The 13,788-nt window shown below is 61.9% G+C and carries 17 protein-coding genes; 11 read left to right on the forward strand and 6 right to left on the reverse strand.

Going from position 1 to position 13,788, the window contains the following annotated elements; all coding sequences use genetic code 11:
* The first annotated feature begins 296 nt into the window (after window positions 1-296).
* From M2A_RS01065 to dnaQ, 5 genes are read left to right on the forward strand one after another with little or no spacing between them, the layout of a single operon-like run.
* Window positions 297-1,118, forward strand: a complete 822-nt coding sequence (locus M2A_RS01065) for a pyruvate, water dikinase regulatory protein (RefSeq protein WP_045441834.1) — start codon at window positions 297-299, stop codon at window positions 1,116-1,118.
* On the forward strand, window positions 1,115-1,714 hold the full coding sequence (locus M2A_RS01070; protein WP_045441835.1) for a Maf family protein: 600 nt from the start codon (window positions 1,115-1,117) through the stop codon (window positions 1,712-1,714). The genes M2A_RS01065 and M2A_RS01070 overlap by 4 nt, the downstream gene beginning before the upstream one ends.
* Entirely contained in the window at window positions 1,711-2,589 is an 879-nt protein-coding gene (locus tag M2A_RS01075; protein WP_045441836.1) for a shikimate dehydrogenase, read from the forward strand. Before M2A_RS01070 ends, M2A_RS01075 begins: the two co-directional genes overlap by 4 nt.
* Before the next feature lie 27 nt (window positions 2,590-2,616).
* Window positions 2,617-3,246, forward strand: a complete 630-nt coding sequence (gene coaE / locus M2A_RS01080) for a dephospho-CoA kinase (protein WP_045442308.1) — start codon at window positions 2,617-2,619, stop codon at window positions 3,244-3,246.
* 52 nt (window positions 3,247-3,298) lie between these two features.
* Window positions 3,299-4,003, forward strand: coding sequence for a DNA polymerase III subunit epsilon (gene dnaQ / locus M2A_RS01085; RefSeq protein WP_045441839.1), 705 nt, complete (start codon window positions 3,299-3,301; stop codon window positions 4,001-4,003).
* A 23-nt stretch (window positions 4,004-4,026) separates the two neighbouring features.
* Here dnaQ and secB read toward each other — a convergent pair whose 3' ends face one another.
* Together secB and M2A_RS01095 are read right to left on the reverse strand one after the other, a co-directional pair.
* Window positions 4,027-4,515 carry a protein-export chaperone SecB gene (gene secB / locus M2A_RS01090; protein WP_045441841.1) on the reverse strand — a complete coding sequence of 163 codons (489 nt, stop codon included), beginning with the start codon at window positions 4,513-4,515 and terminating at the stop codon, window positions 4,027-4,029.
* A gap of 96 nt (window positions 4,516-4,611) precedes the next feature.
* Window positions 4,612-5,184 carry an FxsA family protein gene (locus M2A_RS01095; protein WP_045441844.1) on the reverse strand — a complete coding sequence of 191 codons (573 nt, stop codon included), beginning with the start codon at window positions 5,182-5,184 and terminating at the stop codon, window positions 4,612-4,614.
* A gap of 356 nt (window positions 5,185-5,540) precedes the next feature.
* On the opposite strand from M2A_RS01095, the gene M2A_RS01100 reads away from it, so the two are divergent.
* The 4 genes from M2A_RS01100 (at window position 5,541) to M2A_RS01115 (ending at window position 8,577) form a co-directional block, all read left to right on the forward strand.
* Complete coding sequence (locus tag M2A_RS01100; RefSeq protein WP_045441846.1) at window positions 5,541-6,263, forward strand: Tim44/TimA family putative adaptor protein; 723 nt, start codon at window positions 5,541-5,543, stop codon at window positions 6,261-6,263.
* Window positions 6,264-6,330: 67 nt separating this feature from the next.
* Complete coding sequence (gene mltA / locus M2A_RS01105; protein WP_045442309.1) at window positions 6,331-7,539, forward strand: murein transglycosylase A; 1,209 nt, start codon at window positions 6,331-6,333, stop codon at window positions 7,537-7,539.
* Between the two features lies 1 nt (window position 7,540).
* The gene (locus tag M2A_RS01110; RefSeq protein ID WP_045441849.1) at window positions 7,541-8,203 is read left to right on the forward strand and encodes a Smr/MutS family protein; all 663 of its coding nucleotides are present in this window, start codon (window positions 7,541-7,543) and stop codon (window positions 8,201-8,203) included.
* Window positions 8,200-8,577: a helix-turn-helix domain-containing protein gene (locus tag M2A_RS01115; RefSeq protein WP_045441851.1), complete on the forward strand. Its 378-nt coding sequence runs from the start codon at window positions 8,200-8,202 to the stop codon at window positions 8,575-8,577. The genes M2A_RS01110 and M2A_RS01115 overlap by 4 nt, the downstream gene beginning before the upstream one ends.
* A gap of 174 nt (window positions 8,578-8,751) precedes the next feature.
* On the opposite strand, the gene hslU is transcribed toward M2A_RS01115, so the two are convergent.
* From hslU to M2A_RS01135, 4 genes are all read right to left on the reverse strand, one after another.
* Window positions 8,752-10,059: an ATP-dependent protease ATPase subunit HslU gene (gene hslU, locus M2A_RS01120; RefSeq protein ID WP_045441854.1), complete on the reverse strand. Its 1,308-nt coding sequence runs from the start codon at window positions 10,057-10,059 to the stop codon at window positions 8,752-8,754.
* A gap of 61 nt (window positions 10,060-10,120) precedes the next feature.
* Window positions 10,121-10,687, reverse strand: coding sequence for an ATP-dependent protease subunit HslV (gene hslV / locus M2A_RS01125; protein WP_045441856.1), 567 nt, complete (start codon window positions 10,685-10,687; stop codon window positions 10,121-10,123).
* 128 nt (window positions 10,688-10,815) lie between these two features.
* Window positions 10,816-11,460: a pyridoxamine 5'-phosphate oxidase family protein gene (locus M2A_RS01130; protein ID WP_045441859.1), complete on the reverse strand. Its 645-nt coding sequence runs from the start codon at window positions 11,458-11,460 to the stop codon at window positions 10,816-10,818.
* An 18-nt stretch (window positions 11,461-11,478) separates the two neighbouring features.
* Entirely contained in the window at window positions 11,479-12,003 is a 525-nt protein-coding gene (locus tag M2A_RS01135; protein ID WP_081875322.1) for an HPP family protein, read from the reverse strand.
* A gap of 115 nt (window positions 12,004-12,118) precedes the next feature.
* On the opposite strand from M2A_RS01135, the gene M2A_RS01140 reads away from it, so the two are divergent.
* Together M2A_RS01140 and hisB are read left to right on the forward strand one after the other, a co-directional pair.
* Window positions 12,119-12,700: a TetR/AcrR family transcriptional regulator gene (locus tag M2A_RS01140; RefSeq protein ID WP_045441862.1), complete on the forward strand. Its 582-nt coding sequence runs from the start codon at window positions 12,119-12,121 to the stop codon at window positions 12,698-12,700.
* A 326-nt stretch (window positions 12,701-13,026) separates the two neighbouring features.
* Window positions 13,027-13,659 (forward strand): imidazoleglycerol-phosphate dehydratase HisB, encoded by a 633-nt coding sequence (hisB, locus tag M2A_RS01145; protein ID WP_244444348.1) that lies wholly within the window; start codon window positions 13,027-13,029, stop codon window positions 13,657-13,659.
* Window positions 13,660-13,788: the final 129 nt, after the last annotated feature.

The raw sequence follows: 13,788 nt of genomic DNA on the forward strand, positions 1-13,788 counted from the left end.
ACTTATCCTCTTTATCCCCAAGGGCACAGGCGCATCTGTTCAGAGAGGAACGAGTCTGTTCGCTGAAAAGATCTTACCGGGGGCAAAAATTTTGGCGCCTGTCCCTTCCCCGCCTTGCCCCCGTTACCCACAGTTTTCCACAGGCTGCCTGCCTATATGCGCAAGTTCGTCCTCTGTTTGGCGCAAACCCGGCGGGCGGGAAAAAACTGGCACCTCACGGTCTCAATCAGTAGCTTCTCTCCCAATGATGTTTCCCGGCAAGGCACGCTGCCTTACCGGGCTTAAGGACTAGGTACATGGCCGGACGGCGCGTCTTTCATCTTCATCTTGTCTCCGATGCGACGGGGGAGACCTTGAACGCGGTCGCCCGGGCGGCCTGCGCGCAATATGAAGATGTGCGGGCGATCGAACATGTCTATGCGCTGGTGCGCGGGCCCAAACAGCTCGAGCGGGCGTTGGGGGAAATCGAGGAAGCGCCGGGCATGGTCATGTTCACCATGGTGAATGATGATTTGCGCGCGAAACTCGAAAAGCGCTGCCTGGAACTTGAAGTGCCCTGCATCAGCGTGCTCGACCCGGCGATCAATGCGCTCGGCTCGTATCTCGGCCGCGAGATTTCGCACAAGCCCGGCGGCCAGCACATCATGGATCAGGAATATTTCGACCGGATCGCGGCGCTCAATTTCACCATGGCCCATGATGACGGCCAGAGCCCCGGCGATCTTGACGAGGCCGACGTCATTCTGGTGGGTGTCTCGCGTACCTCGAAAACACCGACCTGTATTTATCTCGCCAACCGCGGCATCAAGGCGGCGAATATTCCCCTTGTTCCGGACATTCCCTTGCCGGCGGAATTGGAAACCGCGAAAAAACCGCTCATCATCGGGCTGGTTGCCAATCCGGAACGCCTCATTCAGATCCGCCGCAACCGGCTCTTGTCGCTGAATGAAAAAACCGAAACCGATTATGTGGACCGCGCGGCGGTGGCCGCGGAAGTCGCCCATGCCCGCAAGCTCTATAGCCGCAATGGCTGGCCGGTGATCGATGTCACCCGCCGCTCGATCGAGGAAACGGCGGCCGCCGTGCTCAATCTTTATACCCGCAAGGAGAATGCATGATGGGGGATCATCTGCCGCTCCTCCTGGCCTCTGCCAGCCAGGTGCGCGCCGATCTTTTGCACGGGGCGGGCCTGCCTTTCGATATTTGCGTCTCGCCCGTCGATGAGGAGGAAGCCAAACAGCGCCTTTCCAGCGAGCCCGATGCGCTGGCGATGGAGCTTGCGCGGCTGAAAGCCTGCGCGGTCTCCCTCGACACGCCCGCCACTCTTGTCATCGGCGCCGATCAGGTGCTTTCCTGCGAGGGGAAAAAATTCGACAAGCCCCGCGACATGAAAGAAGCGCGCAAGAACCTGTCTTTCTTTCGCGGCAAAACCCATACGCTGCATTCCGCCGTCACGCTGGCGCTCGATGGCGAGATCGTCTGGTCGCATGGGGACCGCGCGCATTTGACCATGCGCGATTTCTCCGACGCCTTTCTCGATCATTATCTGCGCCAGGCGGGGGAGAAAATTCTCAAAAGCGTGGGCTGCTATCAGCTCGAAAGCGTGGGCGTGCAGCTCTTCGAGAAAATCGACGGGGTCTATTTCACGATCCTCGGCCTGCCGCTTTTGCCGCTCTTGGAAGAATTGCGCGCCAGAAAAGTGATCCTCGCATGAGTGAGAAATCTTTAGGTACGCCTACAGCGCCCAATGCCAAGCGCCGGGTCTGCGTCATCGGCTGGCCGGTGGAGCATTCCCGCTCGCCGCTGATCCACAATCATTGGATCGCAGAGCACGGCATCGAAAACGCGGTTTATGAAAAACTCGCCGTGCCGCCGGAAGAGGCCAAGGAAACGTTGCAGGGTCTCGATGCGCGCGGCTTTATCGGCGCGAATGTCACCGTCCCCCATAAAGAGACGGCCTTTACCGCCATTCCCCGCCACGACAAGATGGCCTCGCGCGTGCGCGCGGTGAACACGCTCGTCAAGACAGAGGAGGGATGGGAAGGGCGCAATACGGATGGCTACGGGTTCATCGCCAATCTGAAAGAAGGCGCGCCTTCCTGGCAGAAAAACAAGCCGGCCGTTGTCGTCGGCGCGGGCGGGGCCTCGCGCGCTATCATTGCCGCGCTTTGGGAAGAAGGCGTCAACGATATCCGCCTTATCAACCGCACGCGGCTGAAATCGGAAAAACTGGCAGGTGATCTCGGCGTCCCGCTTCTCGTGATAGATTGGGAAAACCGTAATCAGGCATTGCCGGGCGCCGGGCTTCTCGTCAACACGACCTCGCTTGGCATGAAGGGAAGCGAGCCGCTCGATATCGATTTAAGCGGGCTGAGCAAAGAAGCGGTGGTCACGGACATCGTCTATACCCCGCTCATCACGCCGCTGCTTGAAGCGGCGCGCGCCAGAGGCAATCCCATTGTCGACGGGCTCGGCATGCTGCTGCATCAGGCGGTGCCCGGTTTCGAAGCCTGGTTCGGCGTGCGCCCTGAGGTCACGCCCGCTCTGCGCAAGCTCATTCTGGACGATCTTGGACAAAAAGCAGACTGAACGAAGAAGAACGATATGAAAAACGACGTGCTCCTTATCGGCCTAACGGGCTCGATCGGAATGGGAAAATCGGAAACCGCCAAAATGTTCGCAAGGCTCGGCGTACCGGTCTATGACGCGGACGCCGCCGTGCATGAACTTTATGCGCCGGGGGGCGCGGCGGTCGCCCCGCTCGAGGAAGCTTTTCCCGGCACGGTGAAGGACGGCATGGTCGACCGGGAGGAGCTTTCCAAGCGCGTTCTCGGTAAACCCGATGAGCTGAAAAAACTCGAAGCCATCGTCCATCCGCTGGTGGGCGAAGCGCAGCGCGCTTTCCTGCAAAAAGCTATGGCTGAGGATCAGCCCATGGTGCTGCTCGACATTCCGCTTTTGTTTGAAACGGGCGGGCGCGAGCGGGTCGATGTCATTGTCGTCGTCTCCGCCCCTTACGACGTGCAGCACGAGCGCGTGCTTGCCCGGCCCGGCATGACAGCGGAAAAATTCGATGCGATCCATGCCAAACAGGTGCCGGATGCGGAAAAGCGGGCGGGCGCCGATTTCATCGTCGAAACCGACAAGGGCCTTGAGCACGCCTTCGAGCAGGTCAAAGAAATCGTGAATAAATTACAAGGCCGGCCCGGCAAGATTTTGCCCAAGATGCTGGCGCAAATGGGCTAGACTCGGATCCCACGCGGGGGGTGCGCGCGGGTACAAGTGATGAGGGGAAGCCATGCGGGAAATCGTTCTCGATACGGAAACGACGGGCATCAGCGCGGCGGACGGGCACCGGCTGGTGGAAATCGGCTGTGTCGAGCTCGACAATCATGTGCCGACGGGCCGCGTCTTTCATGAATATCTGAACCCCGAACGCGAGGTCGATGCGGGCGCACTGGAAGTGCACGGGCTTTCCAACGAGTTTCTCTCCGACAAGCCGCTTTTTGCCGATATAGCCGAACGGTTTCTGGAATTTGTCGGCGATGCGCCGCTCGTCATTCACAATGCCGCTTTCGATATGGGCTTTCTCAACGCGGAATTGAAACGGCTGGGCCGTCCGCCGCTTCCCGATGAACAGGCCATCGACACGCTTGCCATCGCGCGGCGCAAATTCGCCGGCGCGCAAAATTCGCTCGATGCGCTTTGCCGCCGTTTCGGCATCGACAATTCCAACCGCACCAAACACGGCGCATTGCTCGACGCCGAGCTTTTGGCGGAAGTCTATCTGGAACTTGTGGGCGGGCGGCAATTCGGCCTCGGCCTTGCCGGTCAGAAAGATGCAGGCGGCGAGGCCGGTATGCGCAGGCTCTCGCACCTGCCCAAACGCGAGGCCCGGCCAAAGCCGCTTAACTCCCGCCTCAGCGACGCCGAGCGCGAAAGCCACGCCGCTTTTATCGCAAGCTTCGGCGCGCCCGCGCTCTGGACCAGCTCGAAAAACTAAAGGCCGTGCCGAGCACCGGACGTTTATGCGTCGGGCGTTTCCTGGGCGCTGGCTTCGGCTTGTGCCTGTGCCATTTGCTGGCGGTAAAGACCGGAGAAATCGATCGGGTCGATCATCAGCGGCGGGAAGCCGCCATCGCGCACCACATCGGCAACGATCCGCCGCGCGAAGGGGAAGATCTGACGCGGGCATTCGATGAGCAGCACCGGCTGCAGGCTTTCCTGGGGAATGTTGGCGAGCCGGAAGATGCCGGAATAGACAAGCTCCACAAGGAAGAGCTGTTTGTCCTCGGACTTCGCATCCACGTTCAGCTTCAGATCGACTTCATAGTCGCTTTCGGCCAGCTTGCGCACGCCGACATCCACATGAACGGAAATCTGGGGCGGGCCGCTTTGCTGAGTGAGGGAGTGCGGCGCGTTCGGGCTTTCAAAGGAAAGGTCCTTGATATACTGGGTTACGACGCGCAGCTGCGGCCCGTTTTCTTCTGCCGCGTTGGTATCCGTTTCACTCATGCCTGATCCGCCTCTCGATATGCAGGAAAGGAGGTTTGGCTAACACGGAACGGGCTGCCTCACAAGCGCGCAGCACTGTCTTGGAGGGGCATTGGCTTAAGGCCGCCAGGGCGAATGGGGATTGGGCTTGCCGTTGGGCTTGTCCTTGCCGGGGCGCTCCTCCCCGCCCTCCTCTTCGATGACTTCCCCTTCGATAATGGGTCCGCCCCGGCTGGGCTGGCCGCCGAAAGGATCGCCTGAAAAAGGATCGCGGGCCGGGCCTTCTCCGCCGGGCCGCCTGCCCGGACCTGCGCCATAGACATGCACCTGCCCCCGCGCCATCAGCGCGCGCAAAATCTTTTTGCCGAGCGCCAGGCGGATCGAGGGCACGAAAAGCAGAAGACCGGCCGTATCGGTAATAAAACCCGGCGTGAGCAGCAAAATCCCGGCAACGGCAAGAAAAAGCCCATGCACCATTTGCTCCACCGGTACTTGGCCCTCGTTCATGGCGGCCTGCGCCTTGGCGAAGGTGGCAAGGCCTTGCGCTCTTAAGAGCCAGGTCCCGGCGAAAGCGGTGGCGATGACGATGGCGAGCGTCGGCATGACGCCGATGGCGGCGCCTGCCTCGATAAAGACCGCGATTTCCGCGATCGGAACGCCAACGAAAAGAAGAAAAAGGAGTAGGGGCATAAAGATCAGGGACTTTCTGTCGTTTCATGGGCGCGGCGCCCGGCGGCGGGCTTTTCGCGCCAAATGGGGCCGGAAAAGCCGCTCTTTGCGCGCCTGCGGCAGCAAGGCGCACTTTTCTGCGGATAATCTGGCATTAGCTCGCTACTTGGCCTAGGTTATAAAGAACATATGTGGTGAAAAAGGGACCGCGCCAAGCACAGGACGGTAAGTGAGCCGTTGATAAGAGAAGACGGCGTGCGGGCTCTTTCGAAAACCGCTGGCAAAAGCCTAGAGACAAAGGCCTAGAGGCAAGAGCCGAAAGCAAGCGAGCGTTCGCGCGAAACCCCGCGCTTGAAACGCACCAAAGGAACGGTTTCATGGGAAACGGCTTCGACCTACTCAATATCATTCTGCTGATCGCCGCGGTTCTGGTGTTCTGGCGGCTGCGCTCCGTGCTCGGTCAGCGCACCGGTCATGAACGCCCGCCTTACGATCCTTATTCGGCCTCGAACGGGCGCGGCCCGCAGGAGGAGGCCGACGCTGCGGGCAAGGCGGAGAGCGATGGCAAAGTCATACCCATGCCCGGCCGCGCCATGCCGTCCGCGCAGGAGGGCCCGCTTTCCGGGCGCTTGCAGCATGTTGAGCCCGGCGCCCAGCAGGGCCTGACGGAAATTGCCCTCACCGACCGCATGTTCGATCCGGAAGGATTTCTGGAAGGGGCGCGCGCTGCCTATGAGATGATCGTCACGGCCTATGCCGAAGGGGACCGCGAGACGCTGCGCCCGCTGCTCTCCGATCCCGTTTATGCGAGTTTCGAAGGGGCGATCAGCGCGCGCGAAGAAAAGAACCTGAAAATGGAATTCGCCCTGATCGGGCTGAAATCGGCGGACATCAAAACCGCAAAGCTTGCCGATACGAAAGCGCGGATCGGCGTCAAATTCGTCTCCGAACAATCCACCGTCACGAAAAACGAAGACGGCATCGTTGTCGAGGGCGATCCGGTGACCGTGCACACCGTCACCGATATCTGGACCTTCGAGCGCGACACGCGCAGCCGCGACCCGAACTGGCAGGTCGTGGCGACGGAAGCCGGCGCCTGAGGCGATGATCTGCCGATGGGCCGCGCCGCGCCTTTTCCCTGCCAAACCGGCGTTTGCGGCTGCCTTCATGGCCGCTTTGGCGCTTGCCGCCTGCGCCGAGCAGGAAAAGAAGGCAGAGGCACCTTCCCCCCCAAAGGGGGCTGAAGCGGTGGCGGAAACCTCTCTCACCCGGATTTCTTTTGCCGAGCTGCCCGGCTGGCAGGGCGATGATCATGCCGCAGCGCTGGCCGCCTTCCGCCGCACCTGCCCCGTCATTGCCGCCCGCCCCGCCGGCGCGCCGCTCGACCCGCGCATGGACGGCAAGGCCGGGCTCTCGGGTCTTGCCGGGGCCTGGGCGGGGGCCTGCGCCCAGGCGGGCCGGGTCGCCGCGAATGAGGCCCGCGCCTTTTTCGAGACCCATTTCACCCCTTATGCGCTGGCAGCGGGCGGAAAAGAGATAGGCCTGTTCACCGGCTATTACGAACCGGAATTTAAAGCGGCCCGCTCGCCGGGCGGTGCCTATCAAACTCCCCTGCGCGGCAAGCCCATGGATCTTCAAACCATCGATCTTGGCGCGTTCGATCCCGAGCTTGAAGGCAAACGCATCAGAGGCCGGGTGGAGGGCGCGCGTTTCGTGCCTTATCCCGACCGGGCAAGCATCGAGGCGGGCAATGTGGGCCCGGGCGCTGCGCCTTTCGTCTGGCTCGCCGATCCGGTGGACGCCTTTTTCCTGCATATTCAAGGCTCGGGCCGCCTTCTCATGGAAGACGGGACGGCCATGCGGGTCGGCTTTGCGGCAAAGAACGGGCGGCCCTATACGCCCATCGGCCGGGTCATGGCGGCGCGCGGATTCCTTTCCCGCGAAAATATCTCCATGCAGTCGATTCGCGATTGGCTGAAAAACAATCCCGAAAAACGCCAGGCAATCTTGAACGAGAACCGCTCCTATATTTTCTTCCAGGAAATAGAAGGCTCGGACCCTGAACTCGGGCCGGTGGGCGCGGCAGGCCGCCAGCTCACCCCCTGGCGCTCGCTGGCGGTGGACCGGTCGGTCCATGGCCTCGGCGCACTCCTTTGGCTCGAGACGGAATTGCCGGGCGGTGCACCCTTCCGCCAGCTCATGGTGGCCCAGGATACGGGCTCGGCCATCAAGGGCCCCATCCGGGGTGACATCTTTATGGGCTCGGGCAGCGCGGCCGGCGAGATCGCCGGCAAGATGGCGGGCCAAGGCCGGCTCTTTTTGCTCCTGCCGAAATCCGCGGGCGCTGCGGCGTCCTTGAGCTCCCCGCGAGGCTGAGATGGCCCGCAAGCGCCCCGCCCGCCCCCTGTCACCGGAAGAAAAGAAACTCTGGAAAGAGGTGACGGAGACCGTCACCCCCGCGCCGGGCCGTATGGCCCCGCTGCCCGAGATGGAGGAAGACGGGATGAAAGCCTCCGGTAAGGCCGGTACGGAGGCGAATCCTTCCCCGAGATCTGCGGCCAAAAGCACGAGCCGGAAAGGCGGTGCGCCCGCGCCCTCCGCGAAGACCCTGCCCCCTCAAAGACTCGCCGGCAGCGAAATTATCCGCCCCCCAAGTCCGCCCCCGCTCACCGGGCTCGACCGGCGCACCTCTCAGCGCCTCTCGCGCGGGCAGATCGAGCCCCAAGCCTTTCTCGATCTTCACGGCGAAACGAAGATGACCGCCGAAATGCGCCTTACCCGTTTTTTGCAGGATGAGCGCGCCCGCGGCACCCGCGTCGTCTTGGTGATCACCGGCAAGGGCAACGCGCCCCATTCCCGCCACACGCTGCACGGCCATGAGTTTTATCATGCGCCCGAGCGCAAAGCCGTGCTGCGCCAGCTCGTGCCGGACTGGCTGCATGGGGACCGGCTGCGAGGGCTTGTCGCCGGGTTCCAGCCCGCCCATCCCCGTCATGGCGGCGGCGGCGCGCTTTATGTCTGGCTGAGACGCAAGCGATGACTCCCTTCGGCGAAAAACTCCGCGCTCACCGGGAGCGCAAGGGCCTCAGCCAGGCGGAGCTCGCCAAGGCGGTGGGGGTAAGCGCGGCCTATCTTTCGGCGCTGGAGCATGGATACCGGGGGCGGCCCGGCTTCGATCTTGTTCAGCGGATCATCGGCACGCTCGGCATTATCTGGGACGAGGCGGAAGAACTCGTCGCCCTTGCCCGTCTCTCTCATCCCAAGGTTACGATCGACACGGCCGGCCTTCATCCAAAGGCAACGGAGGCGGCCAATCTGCTCGCCAAGGAGATCCGGTTCCTGCCTGAAAAAGATCTCGACGCGCTGCTGCGTCTTCTCGAAAAAGCGCGCAAATCCGGGCCCGACTCGCGCTGAGCGGTAGATGACGCGAGACCGGATTCGTTTTCAGCGAAGAAATGAGAAGGCCGAGGCGCACGGAACGATGAGGCTCCGCCGCCTTTGAAGGCGGCGCGGATTCGCGCTTTGCGAAGGGTCTACGCGGGGCGGATTCACCAACTTGTTCCGCTGCCGGATTGAAAATTGACGAGGCTAGAGGATAAAGCGGGTCAGATCCGTGTTTTTCGCCAGCTCGCCTACATGCTCATCCACATACGCCTTGTCGATGGTCACGCTCTCCCCGCTCCGGTCCGACGCCGTATAGGAAATATCGTCCAGCACCCGCTCCATGATCGTATGGAGCCGCCGGGCGCCGATATTTTCCACGCTGGTGTTGATTTCGGCGGCGAGCCCCGCCAGTGCGTCGATCCCGTCTTCCGTGAAATCGAGGGTCACACCTTCCGTTTCCATCAGCGCTTTATACTGCTTGATGAGGCTGGCTTCCGGTTCGGTGAGGATGCGGCGGAATTCTTCCTTCGCCAGCGGCTGCAGCTCGACGCGGATCGGCAGGCGCCCCTGCAATTCGGGCAGAAGGTCGGAGGGCTTGGCGAGATGGAAGGCGCCTGAGGCGATGAAAAGAATATGGTCGGTCTTCACCGTGCCGTGCTTGGTGCTGACCGCCGTTCCCTCGATAAGGGGCAGAAGGTCGCGCTGCACCCCTTCCCGGCTGACATCGGCGCCCTGCCGGTCGGCCCGGGCGCAGATCTTGTCGACCTCGTCGAGAAAGACGATGCCGTCATTTTCCACCGAACGGATAGCGTCCTGCACCAGCGCGTCCTGGTCGAGCAGCTTGTCGGATTCCTCGGCAATGAGGATGTCATGGGAGTCTTTGACGTACATTTTCCGCGGTTTTGTGCGCCCGCCAAAGGCTTTACCGAAAATATCCCCGAGATTGACCATACCCATCTGACCGCCGGGCATACCGGGTATGTCCATCATGGGCATACCGCTGGCGCTCTCGGTCACCTCGACCTCGATCTCTTTATCGTCCAGCTCGCCGGCCCGCAGCTTGCGCCGGAAGGCCTCCCGCGTCGCTTCGGAGGCGCCGGCGCCTACCAGCGCGGACAGCACCCGCTCCTCGGCGGCCAGATGCGCGCGCGCTTCCACTTCCTTGCGCCGTTTCTCCCGCATGAGCGTGATGGCGCTTTCCAGAAGGTCGCGGATGATCTGCTCTACGTCCCGGCCGACATAGCCGACTTCGGTAAATTTCGTGGCTTCCACTTTAATGAACGGCGCTTCAGCGAGTTTCGCGAGCCGCCGGGAGATTTCCGTCTTGCCGACCCCGGTCGGGCCGATCATCAGAATGTTTTTCGGCAGCACTTCCTCTTTCAGGGAGCCTTCGAGTTGCTGGCGGCGCCAGCGGTTGCGCAGCGCAATGGCGACGGCGCGTTTGGCCTCATGCTGGCCGACAATATAGCGGTCGAGCTCGGAAACGATTTCGCGGGGTGAAAAGCTGGTCATTTGAGTGCCTGGGAAGTGCCTGGTTGCAGAACGGCTGAATTTAAAAGCAGGTGGCGTGCGTCTAGCGGGCGGAGGGGAGTTTCTCCACCACGATATTCTCATTGGTATAGACGCAGATCTCGGCGGCGATCTTCATGGCGCGGCGTGCGATTTCCTCGGCGCTGAACTCGGTATCCATCAGCGCGCGGGCTGCGGCAAGGGCGAAATTGCCCCCGGAGCCGATGCCGATCACACCGGCCTCCGGCTCCAGGACATCGCCGTTACCGGTGAGAACGAGGGATGCTTCCGCATCCGCAACGATCATCATGGCTTCCAGCCGGCGCAAATAGCGATCGGTGCGCCAGTCCTTGGCAAGTTCCACGCAGGCCCGGGTGAGCTGGCCGGGATATTGGTCGAGCTTGGCTTCCAGCCGCTCGAACAGCGTCATCGCGTCTGCCGTCGCCCCGGCAAAGCCGCCCACCACTTTGCCGCCGGGCCCGAGCGGGCGCACCTTGCGGGCATTGCCTTTGATCACCGTGTCGCCGAGGGAGACCTGGCCGTCGCCCGCGACCACCACCTCGCCGTCCTTGCGGACTGTCAGGATCGTCGTGCCGTGCCAGGAAGGAAGAGGCGAGCTTTCGTGAGGCATATGTCATGTCCGGGTGGTGGAAGGGCGGCGCAAGGCCGGGCCGGGAAACCGGCCCGCACGGCCTAACATGTGGCGCCCTTCCCGCCAAGATCAAGAAGCGCTCCGCCCGGCATGTCTGTCTGCAGGTTTTAGGTCAGGCCTACATGCTCGAAGGGTCCCGGATCGCCGCCCAGCTCGCGCACTTGCTCTTCCAGCTGCTTGATTCGCCCTTCCAGCCGCGCGAAGGCCGGTTCCAGCAGGTCGGGGGAATAACGCGGCATGATGTGCTGGTGGCAATTCGTGTCCCAGGCGTCCACCGTGATGATGATCGCCCGTTCCACCGCCGCGTTATAGCCTTCCGGCTTCAGGCTGCGGATCAGCTCATTGTCGCGCTCTTCCACCCGCGCGCGGCCCCAGATTTTGACGCGCCGCCGGGTCGGATAATCCATCAGGAAGAGAAAGCATTTCGGATTGTCTTTCAGATTGCCGATGGAAATATATTGCTTGTTTCCGGCGTAATCTGCGAATCCGAGTTCATGTTTGTTCAGGGGGCGCAGAAAGCCTTTCGGCCCGCCCCGGTGCTGAATATAGGGCTGGCCTTCCGCATTGGCGGTGGAAAAATAAAACGAATCCGTATTCGCCAGCCTTTGGATCAGATCTTCATTCACTTCGCCGCGCCAACCCATGGTTTGCTCATATCTTTCGTAGAATGTGCGGCTGCCCAGCCGCTCTTGTTCCGCTTTCACCGTGGGGGTGAAGCCAATATCGGTAATATAGCGGCGTTCTTCGCTCATAACGTGTCCTCCGTTCCTCTAGACCCAATAAAGCGGATAGGGGCGCCGGCCTGCGAGCCAATTCACGCCAATCCCGATCAAAACAATGAGAGCGCTGCCCGCCAGCACCGGATGCAGAAGCTGCGGCCAGGCCTCGGCAAGCCCCTGACCCGCCATCATAAAGACCAGCGGATCGGCGCCTGCCGGCGGGTGGACGGTGCGCGTGAGCTGCATCGCGATAAGCGCCAGCGCCATGCCGGCGGCAAGCGCCAACGGCGTGGCGGGCAGGGGCCCGGCTAAAATGAGACCGATCATACTCGCGATCAAATGCCCGCCCACCACATGGCGCGGCTGGGCCAGCGGGCTTTCCGGCAGGCCGAAAACCAGGACGCAAGAGGCCCCGAAGGGCGCCATCAGCCAGGCAAGGCCGCTCCATTCGCTAAGGAGTCCGCAGGCCCCGATGGCCAAAAACGAGCCGAGCCCTGCCCAAGCAATGCGTTTGAGCGGCGGCACGCCGGGCCGGACGGGGGCGGGGGCTATTGGGGAAGCGGCGTCGAAGGGCATGGGAATTTTCCTAAGTGATACAGTTCGGTATATTTATAGCCCCAAAAGATGTTTTACAAGACCGTTTCGTCTCATTAGACTGAATTTGCCCGGCACCCTTGCAAGGAGACGCCCAATGCCCCGCCCTTCCCGCCGCGACGATGTCGTGGACAGCGCCGTGAAGCTCTTCGCCGAAGAGGGCTTTCATGCGGTGGGCATCGACCGCATCCTCTCAGAGGGCGGGCTCGCGAAAATGACGCTCTACCGTCATTTCGACTCCAAACAAGCGCTCATTCTGGCTTCGCTCGACGCCCGCAACCGGCAAATCCTTGCCTGGTTCGGCCGCAAACTCGCCGAAAGCAACCTGCCGCCACCGGACCGGCCGCTCGCGCTTTTCGATGCGCTGGAAGAATGGATCGGCGGGGAAACCGAGCTCGGCCCTTTCAATGGCTGCATGTTCGTGCGCGCGGCGGGGGAGTTTCCGGATCTCGCCGATCCCATTCATAAGGCGGCGGCGGAAGCAAAAGAGAACCTGCGCGCGACGATCGTCTCCGCCGTGGAATTGGCAGGCTATTTGGAAGCGGAAGACTTGGCCGGTGAGCTCATGGTGCTGAAGGAAGGGGCGACCGTGCTCGCCCAGATTCACGGCTCCGCCGAGCCCGTCCAGCACGCACGGCGCACCGCCCGCGCCCGGCTGCGCGCCTGGCTGCGCGCGTAAGGCAAAAAGCCGGAAACCGCGCTTTCTGAGCTTTGCGCGCTAAGTAAATGAGTCCAGGGCGAAATTCCCTCCGCCGCGTAGATTCACTTTTGGTTAATTATAAGATCTTGGGTCTCCCCCTTAATCTGGAATCGCGCGTTTCCAGGCCCGGTACGTCTTACACAGGGATTTTATGGTTAACCTTTTCTAACCAATTGAGCGGCTAGGCTTTTTGTCTTGCGCCCTACCGCGCCAACCGGCGCGGGCAAAACCCTGTGGCGGCGGCTGGCCGCCCATGTTAGAAGCAGTCGAAACTGGCAGGCCTCAAGGCCCGCCGGGACACTTGAATGAAGGATGCTCCCATGCTCGCCGAGACGGGCGGCCGCACGGCCACGGTGGAACGCAAAACGAAAGAGACGGAAGTCTTCGTCTCCCTGGATCTGGACGGCACCGGCGATTACGACATCGATACCGGCATCGGCTTTCTCGACCACATGCTCGAGCAGCTCTCCCGCCACTCGCTGATCGATCTGAAAGTGCGCGCCGAGGGCGACCTTCATATCGACTTTCACCACACGACCGAAGATACCGGCATTGTCATCGGCGAAGCGCTGCGCCGCGCGCTGGGCGATCTGAAAGGCATCCGCCGCTACGCCTCCGCGCTCATCCCCATGGATGAGACGCTGACCCGCTGCGCCATCGATGTCTCGGGCCGGCCCTATCTCATCTGGAAAGTGAATTTCACGAAGCCGAAGCTCGGCGACATGGATACCGAGCTTTTCCGCGAATGGTTCCAGGCCTTTGCCTTCAATGCCGGGATCACGCTCCACATGGAAAATCTCTATGGGGAGAACAATCACCATATCGTGGAATCGAGCTTCAAGGCGCTTGCCCGTTCGCTGCGCGATGCGATCGAGATCGACCCGCGCAAGGCCGATGCCATCCCCTCGACAAAGGGCATGCTGGGCACGAACGGCTGAGGCAGCGTTTGCTTAACGGACCCGTTGCGGGGCTGGTCTTTTCGCTGGCAATCGCCTAAGTAAAGCGCGAAACCCGCAACGCACCGGGCGCGCTTTTGGCCCGCCCGCCGGATGCGCCGCCAAAGGTTC

Source organism: Tepidicaulis marinus, assembly GCF_000739695.1.
GTDB classification, from domain to species: Bacteria; Pseudomonadota; Alphaproteobacteria; order Parvibaculales; family Parvibaculaceae; genus Tepidicaulis; species Tepidicaulis marinus.

Bases quoted from the DNA above. Each gene is read 5' to 3' on its own strand.
- M2A_RS01065 (WP_045441834.1), top strand. From the start codon at position 297: ATGGCCGGACGGCGCGTCTTTCATCTTCATCTTGTCTCCGATGCGACG.
- M2A_RS01070 (WP_045441835.1), top strand. From the start codon at position 1,115: ATGATGGGGGATCATCTGCCGCTCCTCCTGGCCTCTGCCAGCCAGGTG.
- M2A_RS01075 (WP_045441836.1), top strand. From the start codon at position 1,711: ATGAGTGAGAAATCTTTAGGTACGCCTACAGCGCCCAATGCCAAGCGC.
- dnaQ (WP_045441839.1), top strand. From the start codon at position 3,299: ATGCGGGAAATCGTTCTCGATACGGAAACGACGGGCATCAGCGCGGCG.
- secB (WP_045441841.1), bottom strand. From the start codon at position 4,515: ATGAGTGAAACGGATACCAACGCGGCAGAAGAAAACGGGCCGCAGCTG.
- M2A_RS01095 (WP_045441844.1), bottom strand. From the start codon at position 5,184: ATGCCCCTACTCCTTTTTCTTCTTTTCGTTGGCGTTCCGATCGCGGAA.
- M2A_RS01100 (WP_045441846.1), top strand. From the start codon at position 5,541: ATGGGAAACGGCTTCGACCTACTCAATATCATTCTGCTGATCGCCGCG.
- mltA (WP_045442309.1), top strand. From the start codon at position 6,331: ATGGCCGCTTTGGCGCTTGCCGCCTGCGCCGAGCAGGAAAAGAAGGCA.
- M2A_RS01110 (WP_045441849.1), top strand. From the start codon at position 7,541: ATGGCCCGCAAGCGCCCCGCCCGCCCCCTGTCACCGGAAGAAAAGAAA.
- M2A_RS01115 (WP_045441851.1), top strand. From the start codon at position 8,200: ATGACTCCCTTCGGCGAAAAACTCCGCGCTCACCGGGAGCGCAAGGGC.
- hslU (WP_045441854.1), bottom strand. From the start codon at position 10,059: ATGACCAGCTTTTCACCCCGCGAAATCGTTTCCGAGCTCGACCGCTAT.
- hslV (WP_045441856.1), bottom strand. From the start codon at position 10,687: ATGCCTCACGAAAGCTCGCCTCTTCCTTCCTGGCACGGCACGACGATC.
- M2A_RS01130 (WP_045441859.1), bottom strand. From the start codon at position 11,460: ATGAGCGAAGAACGCCGCTATATTACCGATATTGGCTTCACCCCCACG.
- M2A_RS01135 (WP_081875322.1), bottom strand. From the start codon at position 12,003: ATGCCCTTCGACGCCGCTTCCCCAATAGCCCCCGCCCCCGTCCGGCCC.
- M2A_RS01140 (WP_045441862.1), top strand. From the start codon at position 12,119: ATGCCCCGCCCTTCCCGCCGCGACGATGTCGTGGACAGCGCCGTGAAG.
- hisB (WP_244444348.1), top strand. From the start codon at position 13,027: ATGAAGGATGCTCCCATGCTCGCCGAGACGGGCGGCCGCACGGCCACG.